Below are 20,884 nucleotides of genomic sequence, written 5' to 3'. Positions count from 1 at the left end.
GCCGCACGAGCGGCTGCCTCGGTTGCGCCTTCGAGCCACGCCAGACGTCGCACCTGCGGCTGTACGGGTGTTGAATCGACGCATGACCGCTCGCGATCTCAAGATGGCCGAGGCTGCCGCCCTGCTCGGCATCAGTCCCGACACCGTGCGGCGTCGCGCCACCGCGGCCGGCCTCGAGCCCGGCGGCTCGCCCGGCCACCAGACCCTGCCGGCCGAGGCTGTCGCCCGGCTCGCCACGCAGGAGGCGGCCGACTCCCACCTCGACGACCTCGGTGACCTCGCCCCGGCGTCCGCCCGCAACCGGCTGCGCGGCGTCGTCACGCGCGTGGTGCGCGACGGCGTGATGGCGCAGGTCGACGTGCAGGCCGGCCCGTACCGGGTCGTCTCCCTCATCTCGCGCGAGGCGGCCGACGAGCTCGGGCTCGAGCCGGGCAGCCTCGTCGCCGCCACCGTCAAGGCGACCAACGTGGGGATCGAGGGGATCCGATGAGCCGGGCGACGTCGCCCCGCGCGTCCCGGGCCGGCCTCGCGGCGGTGCTCGCCGTCGGCGCGCTCGCCCTGGCGGCGTGCGGGTCGGGTGACGCGGGCTCGGGGGCCACCGGGAACAGCGACGCCGCGACCGACGCCGGCTCGGGGGCCACCAGCGGGGCCACCGGCGAGGCCACCGACGACGCCACGGCGGGCGACCTCAGCGGTGACCTCACGGTGTTCGCCGCCGCGTCGCTCCACGGCGTCTCCACCGAGCGGGGCGACACGTTGATGGCCGCGAACCCCGACCTCACGGTGACGTTCAGCTTCGCCGCGAGCTCGGCCCTGGCCGAGCAGGTCAACTCCGGTGCGCCGGCCGACGTGCTCGCCACGGCGTCGGCGGCGACGATGGAGCAGGTGGGCGACCTCGTCGTCGACCCGGTCACCTTCGCCACGAACACGCTCGTGATCGTCACGCCGGCGGACAACCCGGGCGGCGTGAGCGGCCTTCCCGACTTCACGAACCCCGACCTGCGGATCGCGGTGTGCACCGAGGAGGTGCCGTGCGGTGCGGCGGCCGCAAAGGTGTTCACCGCGGCCGGGCTCACCCCCGCGGTCGACACGTACGCCGAGAACGTGACGGCGGCGCTCACGCTCGCCAGCACGGGTGAGGTCGACGCCGCCCTGGTCTACGCGACCGACGCCCTCAGCGCCGAGGACGCGGTGACGACCATCGAGTTCCCCGAGGCGGCCGAGGCGGTGAACGCCAACCTCGTCGGCGTGCTCGCCGACGCCCCGAACCCGGCGGCGGCGCAGGCGTTCGTCGACCTCGTGCTCTCGCCGGAGGGCGCGGACGTGCTCCGGTCGGCGGGCTTCGGCACACCGTGAGCACCGGGCGCCCGGGTCGGCGCCGGGTCCCGCCCGTTCCCCTGCTCGTGCCGGCGGCGATCGCCGCGGCGTTCCTGCTCCTGCCGCTCCTCGCGCTGCTCGTGCGGGCGCCGTGGGGGTCGATCGGCGCGCTCGTGACCGACCCGGCGACGGCGGGCGCGATGTGGCTGTCGCTGCGCACGGCGAGCGCGGCGACGCTCGTCGCCGTGGTCCTCGGGGTGCCGCTCGCGTGGTTGCTGGCGCGCGGCAACCTGCCCGGCGCCGGCGTGCTGCGCGCCCTCGTGACGCTGCCCATGGTGCTGCCGCCGGTGGTCGGGGGTGTCGCGCTGCTGAGCCTGCTCGGGCGTCGCGGGCTTCTGGGTCAGCACCTGCACGCCTGGTTCGGCCTCAGCATCCCGTTCACCACGGCGGCGGTGGTGATCGCGCAGACCTTCGTCGCCCTGCCGTTCCTCGTCCTCTCGGTCGACGGCGCGCTGCGCGCCGCCGGCGGGCTCGCCGAAGGCGTCTCCGCGACCCTGGGCGCCTCGCGCTGGACGACGTTCCGCCGCGTCACGCTGCCGGGCACGGCGTCGGCGATCGGCGCCGGCGCCGTGCTGTGCTTCGCCCGCGCGCTCGGCGAGTTCGGCGCCACCATCACGTTCGCCGGCAACTTCCCCGGGACCACCCGCACCATGCCGATCGCGATCTACCTCGCGCTCGCCCAGGATCCGGACACGGCGATCGCGCTCGCCGTCGTGCTCATGCTAGTGTGCGCCGTCGTGCTCGTCGCGCTGCGCTCGCGCTGGCTGACCGCGCTGCGGGGCGCGGAGTGACCGGGGCGGACGCGGAGGCGACGGGCGCGCTCGAGATGCGTGGCGCCGTCGTGCACCGCGGCGTGCGCCGCATCGCGGCGGACCTGCGCGTCGCGCTCGGGGAGGTCGTGGTGCTCGCCGGCGCGAACGGAACGGGCAAGACCACGGTGCTGCACGCCGTCGCAGGACTGCTGCCGTTGACGTCGGGCGAGGTGCGGCTCGCGGGCCGCACGCTCGACGGCGCGGACGCCTGGGTGCCGCCGGAGCGTCGCGGGATCGGCCTCGTGCCGCAGCAGCACGAGGTGTTCGCGCACCTCAGCGCCCTGGAGAACGTGGCGTACGGGCTGCGCGCCCGCGGGCAGCACCGGCGCGACGCCCGCGCTCAGGCGCAGCGGTGGCTGGACCGGCTCGGCGTCGGCGACATCGCGGAGGCGCGCGCGGGGCGGCTGTCCGGCGGGCAGGCGCAGCGGGTGGCGATCGCGCGGGCGCTGTGCGCGCGGCCGCGGGCGGTGCTGCTCGACGAGCCGTTCGCCGCGATCGACGCCGCGAGCCGGCCTCACGTGCGCGAGGTCGTGCGGGCGGCGCTCGAGGAGCTCGGCGTGCCGGCGATCCTCGTGACGCACGACGCCGCGGCCGACGGCGCGATCGCCGACCGGGTGGTCGAGCTCGCGGCCGGGCCGCCCGTCACGGGGTGACGGCCACGTACCCCGCGGCGCCCTTCTCGGCGTCGCTCATGAGGTGCGAGACGAGGGAGTAGCGCCCCGCCTCGGGGAAGGTGAGCTCGACGAAGCCGCCCTGCGCGGGCTGCAGCGCGAGCGCCTGCGAGCCGCCGGTGCCGGTCGAGCCGCCGTCGCGCAGGAGGTAGTCGCCCTCGGCGAACACGGTGTCGAACTGTCCGCCCACCACGTGGAAGGAGCTCGGGCGGTTGGGCCCGACGTCGAGCACCCAGATCCGCACCCGCTCGCCCACGCGGGCCGTGAGCGGGGCGTAGCGGTAGGCGTTCGCGTACCCGTTGAACACGACGAGGTCGGGGTTCTGGGTCGCGATCCGCGCGGGGTCGGCCTCCCCGCCCTGCGGCCCGAGGTAGTACTCGGACTGCACGAGCAGGTACTCCCGGTCCGCCGGCTCGAGCCCGGGCGGGTCGATCACCACGGCGCCCGCCATCCCGTTCGCGATGTGCATGCTCATCGGCATGGTCGAGCAGTGGTACATCCACACCCCGCTGCGCTCGGCCCGGAACGTGTAGACGAGCGACTCGCCGGGGTCGATCGTGCGCATCGGCTCGTCCGGCGCGAGCGCGCCCGCGTGGAAGTCGATCGAGTGCCCGATCGAGGCGTCGTTGACGAGCGTGACCTCGAACGTGTCGCCCACGGCGCCGTGCAGCACGGGCCCGGGCGCCTGCCCGTTGTACGTCCACAGCGTCTGCGTCACGCCGGGCGCGACCTCGACCTCGCGCTCCGCGACCGTCAGGGTGATCCGGTGCAGCGTGCCCGTGCCGTCCGGGTCGGGCTCGCTCGTCATCCCCTGCTCGTCCGTCCCGCTCGTCGCGACCGGCGCGAGGGTGGCGTCGTGCGGCTGCCAGCCCGCGTCCGGCTCGGCCATGAGGTCGATGTCGGCGGCGGCGCTGGGCGCATCGGGGGCGGTGGTGCCGGTGGCGCCGGAGCCGTGGTCCATCCCAGCGTGGTCCCCGCTCGCCTCGGCGCTGGTCTCGCCGGCCTGGCCCGCCTCGTCGGCGAGCGTCGTGCCGCCGGTGGCCACGACGTCGAGCGTCATCCCCATCAGCCGGTGACCGGCCACGGAGCACCAGCCGGCGACGTCGGCCGTGACGACGCCGACGTCGACCGTGGTGGACTCGCCCGAGGGCAGCCGGCCCGAGGACGCGCCCGTCGCGAGCACGAGATCGTGCACCTGGTCGTCCGCGTTGACGAGCTCGATGACGAGCCGGTCGCCCGCCGGCACCTCGATGCGCGACGGCGTGAAGCGCATGTCCTGCATCGTCACCTGGACGGTGGTCGTCTCCCCGGTAGCACCGGCAGCCGAGGCCACGCCCGCGCCCTGCGCGAGCGTGGCCGGCACCGCCACGAGGCCCGCGGCCGCGGGGTCGACCGCGACGCCCGCCACGACGGCGAGCGCCACCACCGCGACCCCCACAGCCGCACCGCCGACCAGGCGGACCGGACGCCAGTTCGGCGTGGTCGCGACGCCCGGCGCGATCGGCGCGAGCGTGCGGCGCGTGCGCTCGGAGCGCTGCAAGGCGATCGTCCGGAGCGCCAGCACGAGGAAGACGAGCAGCGGCACGAGGCCCACCATCGAGGCGGCCACCCGCACCCAGCTCGGCGCGGGCAGCAGGAATACTCCGAGCGCGAGGTTCAGCACCGTCCAGCGGGCCATCCCGGCCCGGTCCATCGCGGCGTTGCTCCACCGCGCCGCGCCGGGCCCGCCGCCGAGCACCACGGGGACGAGGTAGCTCATCGAGCCGAGCATCACCTGCGCCACGAAGCCAACCGCGAAGGGCGCCACCAGCCACGTGAGCCGATCGGGCACCGCGGTCCAGCCGGGCGCGGCGATCACGGTCACGCCGAACGCGAGCACGCTGGCGAGGAACCAGCCGCAGGACGCCGCGAGCGACCATGCCGCGAACGAGCCCGAGCCGTGCGTGCGCGCCGCCGCGCGGCCCTGCTCCACCACGTGCCACCCGATCCGGGCGAGCCCGGCCGCCACCACCACGGACCCGACCAGGACGAGGGGACGCCACCCGAGCGCCGGGCCGGCCAGCACGAGGAGGATCCCGACGGCGAGCACCACCAGCGCGTGCCGCCCCCCGGTCTCCGCGGCGGGGGACAGGCGGGTGCGCAGCGCCGTGGGCCACAGCAGCACGATCGTGCCGGCCACGGTGAGCCCGACCCAGCCGAGCAGCGTCGCCGCGACGTGCGCCACGTAGAGCCGGCCGGCCACCTCGGGCGAGACGTCGACCCGTGCGAGGACCACGCCGAGCGCGACGCCGAGTGGTAGGAACGCCGTCGCCGCCAGGTAGTAGCGCACGAGGTGCTCGAGCCGGTTGCCGAGCATCCGGCCGGAGCCCCGCCGCTGGAGCGCCAGCACGACGAGATGGGCGACGGCCACGGCCGCGAGCACCACCGCCCCGGCGACCACGAGCCGCGTCGAGGAGGCGACCATGCCCGCGGTGACGACGAGTGCGCCGGCCGACCAGCCCAGCAGCCGGGCCCAGAGCACGCGCGCCCCACCGGGCGCGGGCCGGCGCGTGAGGGTCTCGGCGAAGTGCTGGCTCCACAGCAGGATCGCCGTCGAGACGCCGCCGAGCAGCAGCAGGTGCACCATGAGCCACCCCGCGACCGGCACGAACCGGTGCCCGAGCGCCACCGCGGCGGCGCCGACGAACCAGGCGAGCACGAGCGCGTTGGCCGGGACGTAGAGCGAGCGGCGGTTCATGCGCGCACCAGCCCGGGGGCAGCGGCCGGGGTCGGAGCCCGCGCGGCGCGGGGTCCGCGCACCACGCTCACGAGCGCGAGCACCACGAATGCGAGGACCGCGACGATGTTGCCCACGCCGCCGACGGCGACGGCGACCGGCAGGTCCCACGCGTCGCCCGCGAGCACGCGCACTCCCAGCGTGACGTGCAGCAGCGCGAGCGGCCCGTAGAGCAGCGGCGTGTACGGCAGCGGTCGACGCACGACGGCCGGGAGGATCACGGGCGCGTGCGCCATGACCATCGAGATGACGAAGCCGAGGAACACGGCGTGCAGCACGGCGTCGTACCCGCGCCCCTGCCACTGCGGCCCGAGCAGGAGCCACGTCGCGCCCGCCACCGCGAGCCACGCGTACCCGGCGAGCATCGCCACGGCCATGTACCGCGGCAGACCCGTCGTGCGCACCGTGCGGCGTGCGACGTCGAGCCGGAGCACGACGGCGAGGCACGCCACGAGCGTCACGCCCAGCAGGCGGTAGCCCACCTCGGGTGCGATGAGGGCGAGGGCCGCGCTCGCGGCGTAGCCCAGCGCGAGGGTGAGGGCGAGCGCCTCGGGGCGACCCACGCCGTCGGGCGCCGTGGTGTCCGACGGGCCGAGCCGGCGCCCGACAGCGCCGAGCTCGATCCGCTCGCCGAGCACGGTGAGCACGAGGAACCCCACGAGCCAGGGTGCGAGGAACGGCACGGCGACGCCGGCGGGCCACAGGCCCGCGGCGCCGACGCCGAGGCTCGCCCCGGTCGCCTCGACGGCGAGCGGGAGCGAGGGCTGGCGGCGCCAGAGGGCCACGTAGAGCAGGCCGAGCGCCACCGCACCGGCGAGCAGCACGCCGCGGCTCACGCCGTTCGGCAGCGGGGAGAGCAGGAGCAGTCCGCCGAGGCCGAGCAGGACGGGGGCGGCGTACCCGAGGCGCGAGCGCAGCGCCACGGCGCGCTCGAGCGCGATGACGGTGCCGACGAAGCCGAGCACCATGAGGGGGCCGTGCACGTCCTCGAGCCGGTCCAGCCGCAGCGGCGCGGGCAGGCCGAGGAGCAGGAGCGCGCCGTCGAGCCCGGCGAGCAGCGCGAGGCCGGCGGGCACGAGCAGGAGGGTGCGCGCCGCCGGTCGAGGGTTTTGCACGGTTCGATCGTAGAAATCCGCGGGGGCCGCCGCCCGGGACGTAAGGCCCGCCGCCGTAGGCTGAGCCGATGCGCGCCACGCAGCGACGGCCCGTCACGCGGATCACGCTCGGCCGGCCCGCCGTGCGGCGTCCCGACACGCTCGTGGGCGAGGAGCCGCTGGAGATCCGGGTCGGCGGCGCCTCGCTCGCCGTGACGATGCGCACGCCGGGCCACGACGTCGAGCTCGCCCTCGGCTACCTCGTCGCCGAGGGCGTCGTCGCCACGAGCGAGGACGTGGTGACCTCACGGTTCTGCGCGGGGGTGGGGCCCGACGGCGAGAACACGTACAACGTGCTCGACGTGACGCTCGCACCGCACGTGCCGCCGCCGGGAGCCGAGCTCGTGCGCCGGGTGACGACCAGCTCGGCGTGCGGGGTGTGCGGGCGCACGAGCATCGACCAGGTCCGCACCGCGTCGCGGTACGCCGTCGAGGGCGACGCGACGACGATCCCCGTCGAGCGACTGCTCGCCTACCCGGACGCGCTGCGCGCGGACCAGGAGATCTTCGACCGCACGGGCGGGCTGCACGCCGCCGCGCTGTTCGACAACGCGACCGGCGAGCGGCTCGTGCTGCGCGAGGACGTGGGACGGCACAACGCCGTGGACAAGGTGGTCGGCTGGGCGGTGGCGAGCGGCCGGCTGCCGCTCGCGGGCTGCACGCTGCAGGTGTCCGGACGCGCGAGCTTCGAGCTCGTGCAGAAGGCGTCGACAGCGGGGATCCCCGTCCTGTCCGCCGTGTCGGCGCCGAGCGCGCTCGCGGTGGACCTCGCCGTCGAGGTCGGCATGACGCTCGTCGGCTTCGTGCGGGGGGAGTCGCTCGTCGTGTACAGCCGGCCCGACCGGGTGCTGCTCGACGAGCGACCCGGTGTCGCCGCGACTCAGCCGGGCCGCGGCCCGAACACGGCGACGCCCTCGAGCGCCCCGACGCCGTCCGTCAGGGCGGCGATCTCGAACGTCGTGCGCCGCGAGAACAGCACGCGCAGGAGCTCGTAGTCCTCGGCGGCGAACGTGAGCGCGGTCGTCGGAACGCCGATCGTCCAGGTCGACTCCGTCGTCGTGACATCGAAGCCGATCGCCGCGGGACGCCGGCCGAGCCGCTCCACCACTTCCGGCAGCAGCGTGCGCCAGGTGTCCTCGGGCGCGCGCTCGAGGTCGAGGGCCTCCCGCAGATCCTGCTCGTGCACGAGCAGGTCCCACCGCGGCGGGGCGCCCGGCGCGCCGACCACCGAGGCGGGCAGCAGGCCCGCGTACTCGCGCAGCTCGGCGCCCAGGTCCGCGGTGGGCGTGCGGCGGCGGTCCACGACGTGCCGGTTGGTCCACGCGCGGCTCGGGGCGCCGTCGGTCTCACCGGTGACGAAGTCGTGCACGGCGCCGGCGAGGTGCGCGAGCAGGTCGTGCACCGTCCACTCCGGGGTGGCCGGGACCACGCGCCCCGCCTGCGCGGGCGTCACGGTCGCGGCGAGCGTGGCGACGCGCGTCACGGCGTCGGCGTAGATCTCCTCGAGGCTCACGCGGGAGCAACGCGGGGCAGCGGCGTGCGACTCCCGAGCCCGGCGCGAGCGGCGATCAGCCGACGACGTCGAGCTCGGCCCGCAGCAGCGCCTCGGCCCGCGAGCTGGGCCCCACGAGCAGGGCGAACCGTCCCGGCTCGACGACGCGCTCGCCGTCGGCGGTCACGAGCGTGAGCGCCGCGACCGGCACCTCGAGGTCGACCACGGCCGACTCGCCGGGCTGCAGCGGCACCAGCCGGTGCGCCTTGAGCTCCTTGCCGGCCCACGTCACGGACGTCACGACGTCCTCGACGTACACCTGCACCGTCTCGATCACGGGCCGCTCGCCGGTGTTCGCGACGCGCACCGTCGCGCGCACCACGTCGTTCTCGCTGCCTGGCAGGCCGAGCACGGGCGTGCTCACCGCGAGGTCGGCGTAGGCGACCTCGGAGTAGGACAGCCCCTCGCCGAACACCCACTGCGGGTCCTGCGTGAGGTCGGCGTACCGGGTGCCGTGCTGGTGGGGGATCTGGTTGTAGAACACCGGCGTCTGGCCCACGTGCCGCGGCCAGGACAGCGGCAGCCGCCCGGTCGGCTCGACGTCGCCGAACAGCAGCTCGGCCACGGCCTGCCCGCCGCGCATCCCGGGGTTCGCGGCCCACACCACGGCGCTCGCGGCCTCGACCGACGGCGGCAGCACGAGCGGCTTGCTCGCCAGGACCACCACGACGAGCGGCACCTCGCGCTGCGTCGCGACCTCGGCCACGGCGTCGAGCAGCGCGATCTGCCCGCCGACCAGCTCCAGCGTCGCCGTCGAGCGACCCTCGCCGACGAGCTCGATCCGGTCGCCGACGACGGCGACGATCGCGTCGGCCTCGCGCGCGACGGCGACGGCCTCCTCGATGAGCGCGGCGTCCGGCGCGGCGGGCAGCACCACCGGCGGGCGGGGCTGGCCGTCGGGGAAGAAGGCCCCGAGCGGGTCCGGCCCGTGCGAGCAGATGTCGGCGCCGCGCGCGTGCGCGACGTCCCAGCCGTGAGTGGGCGCGACGGCGTGCAGCCCGTCCAGCACGGTGGTCGTCATCTCGCGCGGGTGCCCGTCGCTGAGCCACGGCGCCTGCCCGGACGCCCCGGCCCAGTCGCCGAGGATCGTGTGCTCGTCGTGCGCGTTGGGACCCACGACGGCGAGCCGACGCACCCGGGTGGGCTCGCCGTCGGGCGTGGTCGCCTCGGCGGGGGTGCTCGCGAGCGGCAGCGTGCCGCCGGTGTTGCGCAGCAGCACGAGGCTGCGCCGCGCGATCTCGAGGTTGAGCGCCGCGTGCTCGGCGGTGCCGATCGCGGTGGCCTGGAGGGCGACGTCGGGGCGGCGCGGGTCCTCGAACAGGCCGAGCCGGAACTTCAGGGTGAGGATGCGGCCCACAGCGGCGTCGATCGCCTCCTCCGGGAGCAGACCCTTCGCGACGGCGTCCTGCGCGCCGGTGAAGAACTCCGGTGTGGTCATCACCATGTCGTTGCCCGCGAGCACGGCGCGCGCGGCGGCGTCGGCGAAGTCGGGGGAGATCCGCTGGATGCGGACGAGCTGGCCGACGTTGTCCCAGTCGGTGATGAGCATCCCCTGGTAGCCCCACTGCCCGCGCAGCACCTCGTTGAGCAGCCAGTGGTTGATGGTGATCGGCACGCCGTCGAGCGCCTGGTAGCCGAGCATGAACGTCGCGCAGCCCTCTCGGGCGACGCGCTCGAACGGCGGGGTGTACCAGGACAGCATCTTGCGGTGGGAGACGTCCGCCTCGGACGCGTCGCGCCCGCCTTGCGTCTCGGAGTAGGCGGCGAAGTGCTTCGCGGTGGCGAGGATCGCCGTCGGGTCCGCGAGGCCGTCGCCCTGGTAGCCGCGGACCATCGCCGAGGCGAGCTCGCCGATGAGATGGGGGTCCTCGCCGAACGTCTCGCTCACGCGACCCCAGCGCAGGTCGCGCGCGATGCAGAGGACGGGCGAGAAGGTCCAGTGCACGCCGGTCGGGGCGACCTCGACCGCCGTCGCGCGCGCGACCCGCTCGACCAGGTCGGTGTCCCACGTCGCAGCCATGCCGAGCTGCGTGGGGTAGATCGTCGCGCCGCGGAAGAAGGAGTGCCCGTGGATGCAGTCCTCGCCCACGAGCAGCGGGATCCGCAGCCGGGTGGTGGCGACGAGGTCGTGCGCCTTCGCGAGCGACTCGGGTGAGGCGTGCAGGATCGAGCCGACGTGGTGGTCCACGACGAGCCGACGTACGAGGTCGGGGTCGTCGTCCCCCTGGTAGCCCCCGGCGGGGAGCTGCATCATCTGGCCGACCTTCTCCGCCAGCGTCATCCGGCCCACGAGGTCGGCGACCCGGGCGGCCACGGGCAGCGCGGGGTCGAGGAAGGGGGCGCCTGCGAACGGGTGGGCGGCGGGGGTCGTCGTCGACGTCATGGGACCAGCCTGCCAGGCACCGCTCGTTAGGGTGAGCCGGTGACCGGACTCGAGCTCGACGTCGTCGACGATTCCGTCCGCGCGCTGTTCCACAGCGCCGCCACGCTGGAGGAGGTGGCCTCCGGCGGCACGTGGTTCGAGGGACCCGCGTGGCTCGGCACGACGCTGGTGTGGAGCGACGTCGTCGGCAACCGCCTGCACGCCTGGGACCGCGCGCGCGGCGCGCGCGTCTGGATCGACCCGTCCTTCCACCAGAACGGCCACACCGTGGACCGACAGGGCCGGCTGCTGGCCGCGAGCCACGGTGAGCGCGCCGTCGTGCGGCGCGAGCACGACGGCCGGTGGACGATCGTGGCGGACCTGATCGACGGCGCCCGGTTCCACTCCCCGAACGACCTCGTCGTCGCGAGCGACGGCGCCGTCTGGTTCACCGATCCCCGCTACGGGCTCGACAAGCCGACCGAGGGGTTCGGCGGATCACCCGAGATCGACGGCACGCACGTCTACCGCGTGGATCCGCGCGGGATGGTCGGCGGGGTCCGCAACGTCACGCGGCACTCCCCGCCGATGCCCGCGCCGAACGGACTCGCGTTCGCTCCCGACGAGTCCGTGCTCTACGTCGCGGACTCCGAGGCCAGCCACATCCTCGGGTTCGTGGTGCGCATGAGCCTCGACGGGCCGGAGCTCGGCCGGCGCTGGGTGGTGCACGAGACGATCCACGGCTGGCCCGACGGCATCCGGGTCGACCCGACGGGTCGGATCTGGAGCTCGTCCACCGCGGGGGTGGAGATCCTCGCGCCGCCCTCGGCGGTCGGTCGCCCCGCGCGCCACCTCGGCACGCTGCACACCCCGTTCACGACGGCGAACCTCGCCTTCTCCCCGGACCTCGCGACCCTGGCGCTCACCGCCACGTCGTCGGTGTTCCTCGTCCGGCTCGGGGACGTCTCGGTCTGAGGTCTCCCGTGCCGGTCGGCGCGTGTGGGGTGGACGTGGCGGTGGCGGTGTCCACCGGGGCCGCGTCGGGCGGGTGGTTGCCGCGTGTGGGGTGGACGTGGCGGTGGCCGTGTCCACGTGGGACGCGACACTAGCCTGACCCGATGACCGAGCTCGTGATCGACGGCGCGCGCATCGACTCGATCGCCGACCTCTACGACCAGCTCGACGACCTGCTCATGACCGGCGAGGACTGGCGGATGGGCGCCAGCCTCGACGCGCTGAACGACGTCCTCTACGGCGGCTTCGGGACGCTCGCTCGGCTCGAGGAGGCGCCGACCTTCGTGTGGCGCGACTTCGCCCACTCGCGCGAGGCGCTCGGCGTCGACGCCACGATCGCCTGGTGGCGCGAGAAGATCGCCCGTCCGGGCTTCGACGTCGCACGGGCGCAGGCCGCGATCCGCGAGCTCGAGGCCGGCGCCGGCCCGACGTACGCCGACCTCGTGCTCGAGGTCTTCGCCGATCACCCCCGGTACCGCCTCGAGCTCGCCTGACTCGCGCAACCACGGCACCAGCCTGCGTACCCTGGCTCGCATGCCCACACCGGAGTTCGTCCTCGAGCTGCGCCGTCACATCGGGACCGCTCCGCTCTGGCTGAGCGGCGTGACCGCCGTCGTGCTCCGCGAGCGGCGGAACTCCAGCGACGGGGGCGTGCTCGAGGTCCTGCTCGTGAGGCGCGCCGACAACGGTGCCTGGACGCCCGTGACCGGCATCATCGACCCCGGCGAGGAGCCCGCCGTCGCCGCCGCGCGCGAGGTGCTCGAGGAGTCCGGCGTCGTCGCGACGGCGACCCGGCTCGCCTCGGTCTCGGTGACCGAGGAGGTCGTCTACGACAACGGCGACCGGTCTCAGTATCTCGACCTCACCTTCCGGTTCACCTGGGCGTCCGGCGACCCGCACCCCGCCGACGGGGAGAACACCGAGGCGCGCTGGTTCGCCGTCGGGAACCTCCCGCCGATGTCCGAGCGCATGCGGGCGCGGCTGGACTCCGCGCTCGCCGAGCGCGGCGAGGCGACGTTCCGGGTCTGAGAGCCCGCGCCGTGAACGACGCTCGCCCCGGACTCCTCGCCCGGCGGGCGAGAGGTCCGGGGCGAGGGGTCCGACGGCGAAGATCGCCTCAGCCGGTGACGCCGGCCAGCTCGTTGGTCGCGTGCGAGAGCTCGGCGGACCGCCACACCGTCCCGCCGACGCAGGTCACGCCGTCGGCGCCGCGTCTCGCGCCGCGTCTCGCGATGCGGACCGCGATCCGGTCCGTGGACGGGGGCGAACGCCCGCGCTAGGCTCGCCCTCACCATCCAGAGCGGCCGAGAGACCTGGCTCGTCGACGCCGCAGCAACCCCCCAACGGAAGCCTCCCGCGGGAAGGGTGCTCACGCCAGGATCGATGGAGACACCATGCGGGCACACCACCCGTGGCGCAGCGGGAGGCGACGATGACCACGTCGGAGCTCTACCGCGCCCCACGACCCACGATCAGCTTCGAGCTCTACCCGCCGCGCACTCCGCGCGGCGAGGAGCAGGTCCACGAGACGGCGGCGCGCCTGGCGGCCGGCGAGGCGGACTACTTCTCGGTCACCTACGGCGCCTCGGGCACCACGTCCGAGCGCTCGCAGGCGCTCGTCGAGCACCTGCTGGCCGAGACCCGAGTCCCCGTGATCGCCCACCTGACCTGTGTCGGGCGCAGCCGGTCGCAGCTGCGCAACGTCGTCGGCGGCCTGCTCGACGCGGGCGTGCGCGACTTCCTGGCGCTGCGCGGCGACCCGCCCGAGGGCGGCGAGTGGTCGCCGGGGGGTGACGGCCTGGCGCGCGCGTGCGACCTCGTCGCGCTCATCCGCGAGGTGGAGGCGGAGCGCTTCGGCCTGCCGCCCGCGAGCCCGGTCGAGCGCCTCGTCGCTCGCCGCACCCGGCGCGACGGCGTGAGCATCGCCGTCGCCGCCTACCCGGGTTACACCGTGCCCGGCCTGCCGGGCGAGTTCCAGGTGCGCGACGACGAGCTCACCGCCCTGCGCGCCAAGCAGGACGCGGGGGCGGACTTCGCAATCACCCAGGTATTCTTCGACGTCGAGGCGTACGTCGCGCTGCAGCGCGCCGCGCGCGCGGCCGGGATCGTCCTGCCGCTCGTGCCGGGCGTGCTCCCGCTCACCGACCCCGACCGGATCCGCAGGCTGTGCGCGCTCAACCGGATCCCCGAGCCCGCCGAGCTGCTCGCCGAGCTCGAGGCGGCCGGCGGCCCGGAGGAGGCGTACGCGCTCGGCGTGCGGCGCACCGCCGACCTCGTCCGCGGCGTGCTCGCCGCGGGCGCCCCCGGTCTGCACCTCTACACGTTCAACCAGCACGCCGCGGTGACGCGGCTGCTCGACGAGGTCCTGGCTCCGGCCTGACCCGCCTCCCTCAGTCACTCGACCTCACCCGACCAACGGCGAGCACGAAGCCTCTCCTCGCCACCGCCCGTTCCAGGAGAGCATCCATGACCACTCAGCCCACCCCGTTCCCCGCCGCCACGATCCTCGGCTACCCGCGCATCGGCCCCCGCCGCGAGCTCAAGCGTGCGCTCGAGGACCACTGGGCCGGCCGCACCGACAAGGCCGCGTTCGAGGCGAGCGCCGCTCAGGTGCGTCGCGCAGCCGTGACGCGCCTGCGCGACCTCGGCCTCACCGCGCCGGCCGCCGTCCCGCTGGACTTCGCCCACTACGACCAGGTGCTCGACGTCGTGCTCGCACTCGGTGCGCTGCCGGCGCGGCTCGCCTCCGACCCCGAGGTCGCTCCGCTCCTGACCGAGGGGGACGGCGCGACGGTGCAGCCGCTGCCGCTCGCCGTCGAGTGGGCGCTCGCTCGCGGCACGACGGCGCAGGGTCCGCTCGAGATGACCAAGTGGTTCGACTCCAACTACCACTACCTCGTCCCCGAGATCGGCCCGGACACCTCGCTCGCCTACCGTGGCTCGCGCCGCGCCGACCACGTCCGCGAGGCGGCGGCGCTCGGCGTCGCCGGCCGTCCGGTGCTCGTGGGTCCCGTCACGTTCCTCCTGCTCGCCAAGGCCGCGGCCGACGCCCCGGCGGGCTTCGACCCGCTCGACCGGCTCGACGTCGTCGTCGCCGGCTACGCCGCGCTCCTCGCGGACCTGCGCGCGGCGGGCGCGGAGTGGGTGCAGCTCGACGAGCCCGCCCTGGTGAGCGACTCCTGGGCGCGCACGACGGCGGAGCTCGCCTCCGCCGTCGGGCACGCGTACGCAGCGCTCGCCGCCGCGCAGGAGCGACCGGCGATCTTTGTCGCCGCGCCCTACGGCACGCTGCCCGGTGAGGCGCTCGCCGCGCTCGCGACCGCGGGCGTCGAGGCCGTGGGCGTCGACCTGGTCAAGGGTGAGGTGCCCGACGGCGAGGCGCCCGACCTCGGCGCGCTCACGCTGGTCGCGGGCGTGGTCGACGGACACAACGTGTGGCGCACCGACCTCGACGCGGCGGCCGCGCGGGTCGCCGCGCTGGCTGCGCTGGGCGCGGGCGCGACGACGGTCTCGACGTCGACGTCGCTCCTGCACGTCCCGCACACGGTGGCCGACGAGGCCGGCGCCCCGCTGCTGCCCGAGCGCGTGGCCGGCTGGCTGGCGTTCGCGGACGAGAAGGTGGCCGAGGTGCTCGCGATCGCGGCCGGCGCCGACGGCGCACCCGACGCGTTCGCCGCGGCCCGGGCCGCCCTGGCCGACCGTGCCGGCGCGCCCGGCGTGGTCCGGCCCGAGGTGCGGGCGCGGGCTGCCGCGCTCACGCCGTCGTCCTTCACGCGGGAGCCGTACGCGGTGCGCCGCGCTGCGCAGGAGGCGGTGCTCGACCTGCCGGCGCTGCCGACCACGACGATCGGCTCCTTCCCGCAGACCGCTGAGCTGCGCCGGGCGCGGGCCGCGCTGCGCCGCGGCGAGCTCACCGAACAGGGCTACGAGGACGCGATGCGCGCCGAGGTCGCCAGCGTGATCGCGCTGCAGACCGAGCTCGGGCTGGACGTGCTCGTGCACGGGGAGCCGGAGCGCAACGACATGGTGCAGTACTTCGCGGAGCAGCTCGACGGCTTCGCGGTGACGCAGCAGGGCTGGGTGCAGTCCTACGGCTCGCGCTGCACGCGTCCCTCGATCCTGTGGGGCGACGTCGCGCGACCGGCTCCGATCACGGTGCCCTGGGCGACCTACGCGGCGTCGCTCACGTCGGCGCCGGTCAAGGGCATGCTCACCGGGCCCGTGACGATCCTCGCGTGGTCCTTCGTGCGCGACGACCAGCCGCTCGGCGACACCGCGACGCAGGTCGGCCTCGCGCTGCGCGACGAGGTCGCCGACCTCGAGGCCGCCGGCATCGGCGTGATCCAGGTGGACGAGCCGGCGCTGCGCGAGCTGCTGCCGCTGCGCCGCGCCGATCAGGACGCCTACCTGGCCTGGGCGGTCGCGGCCTTCCGGCTCGCGACCTCGGGGGTGGCGGTGCGCACCCAGGTGCACACGCACCTGTGCTACTCGGAGTTCGAAGAGGTGTTCGGGGCGATCGACGCGCTCGACGCCGACGTCACCTCCGTGGAGGCGGCCCGCTCGCGGATGTCGCTGCTGCCCGCCGTCGCGGCGGCCGGCTTCGAGCGCGGCATCGGTCCGGGCGTATGGGACATCCACTCCCCGCGGGTGCCGTCCGAGGAGGAGGTCACCGAGCTGCTCCGGCTCGCACTGGAGTCGGTGGGCGAGCGCTCGCTGTGGGTCAACCCGGACTGCGGGCTCAAGACGCGCGGCTACGCCGAGACGACGGCGGCGCTGCAGGCGCTCGTCGGGGCGGCCCGGCGGGTGCGCGCGGAGATCGGGGCGACGACGGCGGTCTGACGCCGGTTGCGCGTGGCCCGTGGCGGTCCCCGCGGGGGTCGCCACGGGCGTGCGCGGGCCTGCGTGGGGCGCGTCACCCGGGGCTCTTGGTGCGTGCTGCGTGGACGCTGCGGTCGCCGTGTCCACCGTGGGCGCGGCAGCGGGGCTCTTGGTGCGTGCTGCGTGGACGCTGCGGTCGCGGTGTCCACCGTGGGCGCGGCAGCGGGGCTCCTGCCGCATGCTGCGTGGACGCTGCGGTCGCCGTGTCCACCAGGGACGCGGCAGCGGGGCTCTTGGCGCGCGCTGCGTGGACGCCGCGGTCGCCACGTCCACCAGGGACGCGGCAACGGGGCTCTTGCCGCGTGCTGCGTGGACGCCGCGGTCGCCACGTCCACCGTGGGCGCGGCAACGGGGCTCCTGGAGCGCGCCGCGTGGACGCTGCGGTCGCCGTGTCCACCGTAGACGTGGCCACGTGTCCGACGGCGCGCCCCACGTGGTCCCGGTGGCCGCCGCGTCGAACGCTCGCTCGCAAGGCACCGCAAGTCTTTACTGGATTCTTGCGATTCGACGGCGTCCGTTACGCAACCGTTACGGCACTGAATCGTTTCGTCAGTTGCGCAGCGCGCTGTCCCGGGGTTGTATCGGGCGGTCAGCCCCTTCGGGGGATCGCCGCGGCCTGACCGGGGGCGGCGAACCACGACGCTGTGGAGGAGCAACAAGATGACCTCATCGATTGGGATGCGACGTTTGCGTGGGAGCGCTGCCATCGTGGCTGCCGGCTCGCTCGCACTCGTTCTTGCCGCGTGTTCGAGCGGCGACGGTGGCGGTGGGGACGCCACCGGTGGGGGCGACACGACGGGCGATGGCGGTGGTGGCTCGGCCGAGGGGATCGACTGCGCACCGTACGAGGAGTTCGGTGACCTGAGCGGCACGAGCGTGTCGGTCTACACGTCGATCGTGGAGCCGGAGTCGGACCAGCAGATCGCGTCGTACAAGCCGTTCGAGGACTGCACCGGCGTCACCATCAACTACGAGGGCTCGCGCGAGTTCGAGGCGCAGCTCCTGGTGCGGATCCAGGCGGGCAACCTGCCCGACGTCGCGTACCTGCCCCAGCCGGGCCTGCTCAACACGATCGTCACGCAGTACGGCGACAAGATCGTGGCGGCGCCCGAGCAGACCGCCGCGAACGTGGACGAGTACTACGACCCGAAGTGGAAGGACTACGGCTCGGTCGACGGCACGTTCTACGCCGCTCCGCTCGGCGCCAACGTGAAGTCCTTCGTCTGGTACTCGCCCTCGATGTTCGAGGACGCGGGCTACGAGATCCCGGAGACGTGGGACGACATGATCACCCTGTCGCAGACGATCGCCGACGAGGCCAAGGCGGGCAACGGCGCAATGCCGTGGTGCGCCGGTGTCGAGTCCGGTGACGCGACCGGCTGGCCGGGCACCGACTGGATCGAGGACGTGGTGCTGCGCACCGCCGGCCCCGACGTCTACGACCAGTGGGTCACCCACGAGATCCCGTTCAACGACCCGCAGATCGTCGACGCGTGGGACACCGCCGGCGAGATCCTCAAGAACCCGGAGTTCGTCAACGCCGGCCTCGGCGGCGTCGACTCGATCGCCACCACGACGTGGACGGACGCCGGCTTCGGGATCCTCGACGGCACCTGCTGGATGCACCGCGCCGCGAACTTCTACGCGACGCAGTGGCCCGAGGGCACCAACGTGGCCCCCGACGGCGACGTCTACGCGTTCTACCTCCCGGGCGACGGCACGAGCAAGCCGGTCCTCGGCGGCGGCGAGTTCGTGGCCGCGTTCGCCGACCGTCCCGAGGTCCAGGCGTTCCAGACCTACCTGTCCTCCCCGGAGTGGGCCAACGCCAAGGCGAAGGCCACCGACACCGGCGGCTGGGTCAGCGCCAACAAGGGCCTGGACCCGGAGAACCTCGCGACCGAGTTCGACAAGCTCAACGCCCAGATCCTCCAGGACCCGGAGTCCGTGTTCCGCTTCGACGGCTCGGACCTCATGCCCGGCGAGGTCGGCGCCGGGACGTTCTGGACCGGCATCGTCAACTGGCTGACCGGCACGGACACCCAGACGGTGGTCGACACGATCGAGGCCTCCTGGCCCGCCAGCAGCTGATCGCCCGTCGAACGGCACAGCGCCGGCTGAGCGCCGGCACCCCGCTTCACCCGTAGCACCGGTTCGAGGGGGTCCACCTCCTGGTGGGCCCCCTCGTTCCACCTCGGCACTCGTGCCGAGCCAGTCTCGAGGTCCTGCTCGAGTCAGCCCACCTCTCCGGCCGCGAGGTCGGACACGCATCCGCCGGTGACGTCGCCGGCGGGAGGGAGCCCCTTCATGGACTGGTTGCTCCGGCCTGAGGCCGCGGGCGAGAAGATCGTGGTGATGGTCATCGCGATCCTCCTGTTCGCCGCCGTCATGGCCCTCATCCTGTTCGCCGTCGACCGCCCCAAGCGGATCAGCGGCACCGTCGTCGCCGTGGCCTTCGCGGGCCCGGCGATCATCCTCGTGACGATCGGCCTGATCTATCCCGCGATCCTCACGATCATCAACTCGTTCAAGAACAAGAACGGCAGCGCCTGGGTCGGCCTCGACAACTACTCTCAGGCGTTCAGCAACCCCGAGCTCCTGCTCGTGCTGCGCAACACCGCGATCTGGGTCATCCTCGTGCCGCTGCTCTCGACGGCACTGGGCCTGATCTACGCCGTGCTGGTGGACCGCACCCGCGGGGAGAAGGTGGCCAAGGCGCTGGTCTTCCTGCCGATGGCGATCTCCATGGTGGGCGCCTCGATCATCTGGAAGTTCGTCTACGAGTTCAAGCCCAACCAGCCCGGTGTGAAGCAGACCGGTCTGCTCAACCAGGTGATCGTGTGGCTCGGCGGCGAGCCGCAGCAGTTCCTCTCCACCCAGCCGTGGAACACGTTCTTCCTCATCGTCGTGATGATCTGGATCCAGACCGGTTTCGCGATGACCATCCTCTCGGCCGCGATCAAGGCGATCCCCGACGACATCATCGAGGCGGCGCGGCTGGACGGGCTCAAGGGCATGAGCATGTTCCGCTACATCACGATCCCGAGCGTCCGGCCTGCCCTCGTCGTCGTGCTCACGACGATCGCGATGGGCACGCTCAAGGTGTTCGACATCGTCCGCACGATGACCGGTGGTCAGTTCGGCACGTCGGTCGTGGCGAACGAGTTCTACACCCAGCAGTTCCGGCAGGCGAACCAGGGCCTCGCGGCCACGCTCGCCGTCATCCTGTTCGTCCTGGTCATCCCGATCGTCGTCTACAACATCGGGCAGATGAAGAAGGTGGAGGAGATCCGATGAGCTATCCCGCGATCGAGTCCACGACTCTCGTCGAGACGGCCGACGGCGGAGGTGACGAGCGGCGCCGTGGGCGGCTGCGTCGCTCGAAGATCGCCGAACGGTCGGAGTCCGCCGCCTCGCGCCTGTCCTCGCCCTGGGCGTCGGCCGTCGCGATCCTCGTGGCGATCCTGTGGACCATCCCGTCCGTCGGCCTGCTGGTGACCTCGTTCCGACCGGAGCTGGACATCCGCCGCAGCGGCTGGTGGACCGGCCTGACCGGTCCGTTCACCGTCCAGAACTACGAGACCGCCTGGTCCGGGTCCGGCGGTCTGGGGCCGTTCTTCGTCAACTCGTTCGTCATCACGCTGCCGGCCGTGCTCATCCCGATCACGATCGCGCTGCTGGCGGCCTACGCGTTCGCGTGGATCGACTTCAAGGGGCGCAACTTCCTGTTCGTGGCGATGTTCGCGCTGCAAGTCGTGCCGCTTCAGGTGGCGCTCGTGCCGCTGCTCAAGGCGTACGTCGACATGGGGATCAACGGCACCTTCTGGTCGGTGTGGATCTCGCACGCGATGTTCGGCCTGCCGCTGGCGATCTTCCTGCTGCACAACTTCATGAAAGACATCCCGCCCGCGCTGGTCGAGGCGGCCCGGGTGGACGGCGCCGGCCACGTGAAGATCTTCTTCCAGGTGCTGCTGCCGCTCCTCGTCCCGGCGATCGCCGCGTTCGGGATCTTCCAGTTCCTCTGGGTCTGGAACGACCTGCTCGTCGGCCTGACGTTCACCGACACCGGCAGCCGCCCGATCACGGTGGCGATCGCCGAGCTCGCGGGCTCGCGCGGCGGCCAGTGGCACCTGCTCACCGCGGGTGCGTTCATCTCGATGATCGTGCCGCTCGTGGTGTTCTTCTCGCTGCAGCGGTACTTCGTCCGAGGGCTTCTGGCGGGGTCGGTCAAGGGCTGACGCCGATCGCTGCCAGGAGGAGAGGAGGCCCCCCGCCCAGCAGGGCGGGGGGC

General features: G+C 73.9%; 17 protein-coding genes and 1 riboswitch. Of the genes, 13 read left to right on the top strand and 4 right to left on the bottom strand.

All coding sequences use genetic code 11. From position 1 onward, the window contains the following. Window positions 1-82 precede the first annotated feature (82 nt). The 4 genes from AC3AQ1_RS07925 to AC3AQ1_RS07910 are packed head-to-tail and all read left to right on the top strand — an operon-like array spanning window position 83 to window position 2,842. Window positions 83-490, top strand: a complete 408-nt coding sequence (locus AC3AQ1_RS07925) for a TOBE domain-containing protein (RefSeq protein ID WP_108718545.1) — start codon at window positions 83-85, stop codon at window positions 488-490. After that, entirely contained in the window at window positions 487-1,356 is an 870-nt protein-coding gene (modA, locus tag AC3AQ1_RS07920) for a molybdate ABC transporter substrate-binding protein (RefSeq protein ID WP_108718544.1), read from the top strand. Before AC3AQ1_RS07925 ends, modA begins: the two co-directional genes overlap by 4 nt. Then, window positions 1,353-2,168: an ABC transporter permease gene (locus tag AC3AQ1_RS07915; RefSeq protein ID WP_108718543.1), complete on the top strand. Its 816-nt coding sequence runs from the start codon at window positions 1,353-1,355 to the stop codon at window positions 2,166-2,168. The genes modA and AC3AQ1_RS07915 overlap by 4 nt, the downstream gene beginning before the upstream one ends. Further along, window positions 2,165-2,842 carry an ABC transporter ATP-binding protein gene (locus AC3AQ1_RS07910; protein ID WP_108718542.1) on the top strand — a complete coding sequence of 226 codons (678 nt, stop codon included), beginning with the start codon at window positions 2,165-2,167 and terminating at the stop codon, window positions 2,840-2,842. Before AC3AQ1_RS07915 ends, AC3AQ1_RS07910 begins: the two co-directional genes overlap by 4 nt. On the opposite strand, the gene AC3AQ1_RS07905 is transcribed toward AC3AQ1_RS07910, so the two are convergent. Together AC3AQ1_RS07905 and AC3AQ1_RS07900 are read right to left on the bottom strand one after the other, a co-directional pair. Beyond that, window positions 2,832-5,597 carry a multicopper oxidase domain-containing protein gene (locus AC3AQ1_RS07905; protein WP_108718541.1) on the bottom strand — a complete coding sequence of 922 codons (2,766 nt, stop codon included), beginning with the start codon at window positions 5,595-5,597 and terminating at the stop codon, window positions 2,832-2,834. The genes AC3AQ1_RS07910 and AC3AQ1_RS07905 overlap by 11 nt on opposite strands. After that, window positions 5,594-6,751: a hypothetical protein gene (locus AC3AQ1_RS07900; protein WP_108718540.1), complete on the bottom strand. Its 1,158-nt coding sequence runs from the start codon at window positions 6,749-6,751 to the stop codon at window positions 5,594-5,596. The genes AC3AQ1_RS07905 and AC3AQ1_RS07900 overlap by 4 nt, the downstream gene beginning before the upstream one ends. A 68-nt stretch (window positions 6,752-6,819) precedes the next feature. On the opposite strand from AC3AQ1_RS07900, the gene fdhD reads away from it, so the two are divergent. Beyond that, window positions 6,820-7,785 (top strand): formate dehydrogenase accessory sulfurtransferase FdhD, encoded by a 966-nt coding sequence (gene fdhD / locus AC3AQ1_RS07895; protein ID WP_108718539.1) that lies wholly within the window; start codon window positions 6,820-6,822, stop codon window positions 7,783-7,785. Here the strand turns inward: fdhD and AC3AQ1_RS07890 are convergent. Together AC3AQ1_RS07890 and AC3AQ1_RS07885 are read right to left on the bottom strand one after the other, a co-directional pair. Beyond that, window positions 7,671-8,303 (bottom strand): maleylpyruvate isomerase family mycothiol-dependent enzyme, encoded by a 633-nt coding sequence (locus AC3AQ1_RS07890; protein ID WP_159096440.1) that lies wholly within the window; start codon window positions 8,301-8,303, stop codon window positions 7,671-7,673. The genes fdhD and AC3AQ1_RS07890 overlap by 115 nt on opposite strands. A 55-nt stretch (window positions 8,304-8,358) precedes the next feature. Beyond that, the gene (locus AC3AQ1_RS07885; protein ID WP_108718538.1) at window positions 8,359-10,725 is read right to left on the bottom strand and encodes a glycoside hydrolase family 3 N-terminal domain-containing protein; all 2,367 of its coding nucleotides are present in this window, start codon (window positions 10,723-10,725) and stop codon (window positions 8,359-8,361) included. Between the two features lie 39 nt (window positions 10,726-10,764). Between AC3AQ1_RS07885 and AC3AQ1_RS07880 the strand changes: the two genes are divergently transcribed. The 8 genes from AC3AQ1_RS07880 (at window position 10,765) to AC3AQ1_RS07845 (ending at window position 20,831) form a co-directional block, all read left to right on the top strand. Continuing rightward, complete coding sequence (locus AC3AQ1_RS07880; protein ID WP_108718537.1) at window positions 10,765-11,679, top strand: SMP-30/gluconolactonase/LRE family protein; 915 nt, start codon at window positions 10,765-10,767, stop codon at window positions 11,677-11,679. Between the two features lie 143 nt (window positions 11,680-11,822). Further along, window positions 11,823-12,212 (top strand): barstar family protein, encoded by a 390-nt coding sequence (locus tag AC3AQ1_RS07875; protein ID WP_108718536.1) that lies wholly within the window; start codon window positions 11,823-11,825, stop codon window positions 12,210-12,212. Between the two features lie 40 nt (window positions 12,213-12,252). Then, the gene (locus AC3AQ1_RS07870) at window positions 12,253-12,747 is read left to right on the top strand and encodes an NUDIX hydrolase (RefSeq protein WP_108718535.1); all 495 of its coding nucleotides are present in this window, start codon (window positions 12,253-12,255) and stop codon (window positions 12,745-12,747) included. Between the two features lie 259 nt (window positions 12,748-13,006). Beyond that, window positions 13,007-13,108: riboswitch (SAM riboswitch) on the top strand. Window positions 13,109-13,150: 42 nt separating this feature from the next. Then, window positions 13,151-14,098 (top strand): methylenetetrahydrofolate reductase, encoded by a 948-nt coding sequence (locus tag AC3AQ1_RS07865; protein ID WP_159096439.1) that lies wholly within the window; start codon window positions 13,151-13,153, stop codon window positions 14,096-14,098. 86 nt (window positions 14,099-14,184) lie between these two features. Next, the gene (gene metE / locus AC3AQ1_RS07860; protein ID WP_108718533.1) at window positions 14,185-16,557 is read left to right on the top strand and encodes a 5-methyltetrahydropteroyltriglutamate--homocysteine S-methyltransferase; all 2,373 of its coding nucleotides are present in this window, start codon (window positions 14,185-14,187) and stop codon (window positions 16,555-16,557) included. A gap of 699 nt (window positions 16,558-17,256) precedes the next feature. Then, window positions 17,257-18,684 carry an ABC transporter substrate-binding protein gene (locus AC3AQ1_RS07855; protein ID WP_370445339.1) on the top strand — a complete coding sequence of 476 codons (1,428 nt, stop codon included), beginning with the start codon at window positions 17,257-17,259 and terminating at the stop codon, window positions 18,682-18,684. 216 nt (window positions 18,685-18,900) lie between these two features. Next, entirely contained in the window at window positions 18,901-19,890 is a 990-nt protein-coding gene (locus AC3AQ1_RS07850) for a carbohydrate ABC transporter permease (protein WP_108718531.1), read from the top strand. After that, entirely contained in the window at window positions 19,887-20,831 is a 945-nt protein-coding gene (locus AC3AQ1_RS07845; protein WP_108718530.1) for a carbohydrate ABC transporter permease, read from the top strand. The genes AC3AQ1_RS07850 and AC3AQ1_RS07845 overlap by 4 nt, the downstream gene beginning before the upstream one ends. Window positions 20,832-20,884 lie beyond the last annotated feature (53 nt).

This window comes from Miniimonas sp. S16 (assembly GCF_057748195.1).
Note: the sequence above shows the minus strand (reverse complement) of the source record. Positions and strands in the feature narration are given on the sequence as shown.

What these genes read in the sequence shown, in the direction of transcription:
- AC3AQ1_RS07925 (WP_108718545.1), top strand. Translation starts at nt 83, where the DNA reads ATGACCGCTCGCGATCTCAAGATGGCCGAGGCTGCCGCCCTGCTCGGC.
- modA (WP_108718544.1), top strand. Translation starts at nt 487, where the DNA reads ATGAGCCGGGCGACGTCGCCCCGCGCGTCCCGGGCCGGCCTCGCGGCG.
- AC3AQ1_RS07905 (WP_108718541.1), bottom strand. Translation starts at nt 5,597, where the DNA reads ATGAACCGCCGCTCGCTCTACGTCCCGGCCAACGCGCTCGTGCTCGCC.
- fdhD (WP_108718539.1), top strand. Translation starts at nt 6,820, where the DNA reads ATGCGCGCCACGCAGCGACGGCCCGTCACGCGGATCACGCTCGGCCGG.
- AC3AQ1_RS07885 (WP_108718538.1), bottom strand. Translation starts at nt 10,725, where the DNA reads ATGACGTCGACGACGACCCCCGCCGCCCACCCGTTCGCAGGCGCCCCC.
- AC3AQ1_RS07875 (WP_108718536.1), top strand. Translation starts at nt 11,823, where the DNA reads ATGACCGAGCTCGTGATCGACGGCGCGCGCATCGACTCGATCGCCGAC.
- AC3AQ1_RS07870 (WP_108718535.1), top strand. Translation starts at nt 12,253, where the DNA reads ATGCCCACACCGGAGTTCGTCCTCGAGCTGCGCCGTCACATCGGGACC.
- AC3AQ1_RS07865 (WP_159096439.1), top strand. Translation starts at nt 13,151, where the DNA reads ATGACCACGTCGGAGCTCTACCGCGCCCCACGACCCACGATCAGCTTC.
- metE (WP_108718533.1), top strand. Translation starts at nt 14,185, where the DNA reads ATGACCACTCAGCCCACCCCGTTCCCCGCCGCCACGATCCTCGGCTAC.
- AC3AQ1_RS07855 (WP_370445339.1), top strand. Translation starts at nt 17,257, where the DNA reads ATGACCTCATCGATTGGGATGCGACGTTTGCGTGGGAGCGCTGCCATC.
- AC3AQ1_RS07850 (WP_108718531.1), top strand. Translation starts at nt 18,901, where the DNA reads ATGGACTGGTTGCTCCGGCCTGAGGCCGCGGGCGAGAAGATCGTGGTG.
- AC3AQ1_RS07845 (WP_108718530.1), top strand. Translation starts at nt 19,887, where the DNA reads ATGAGCTATCCCGCGATCGAGTCCACGACTCTCGTCGAGACGGCCGAC.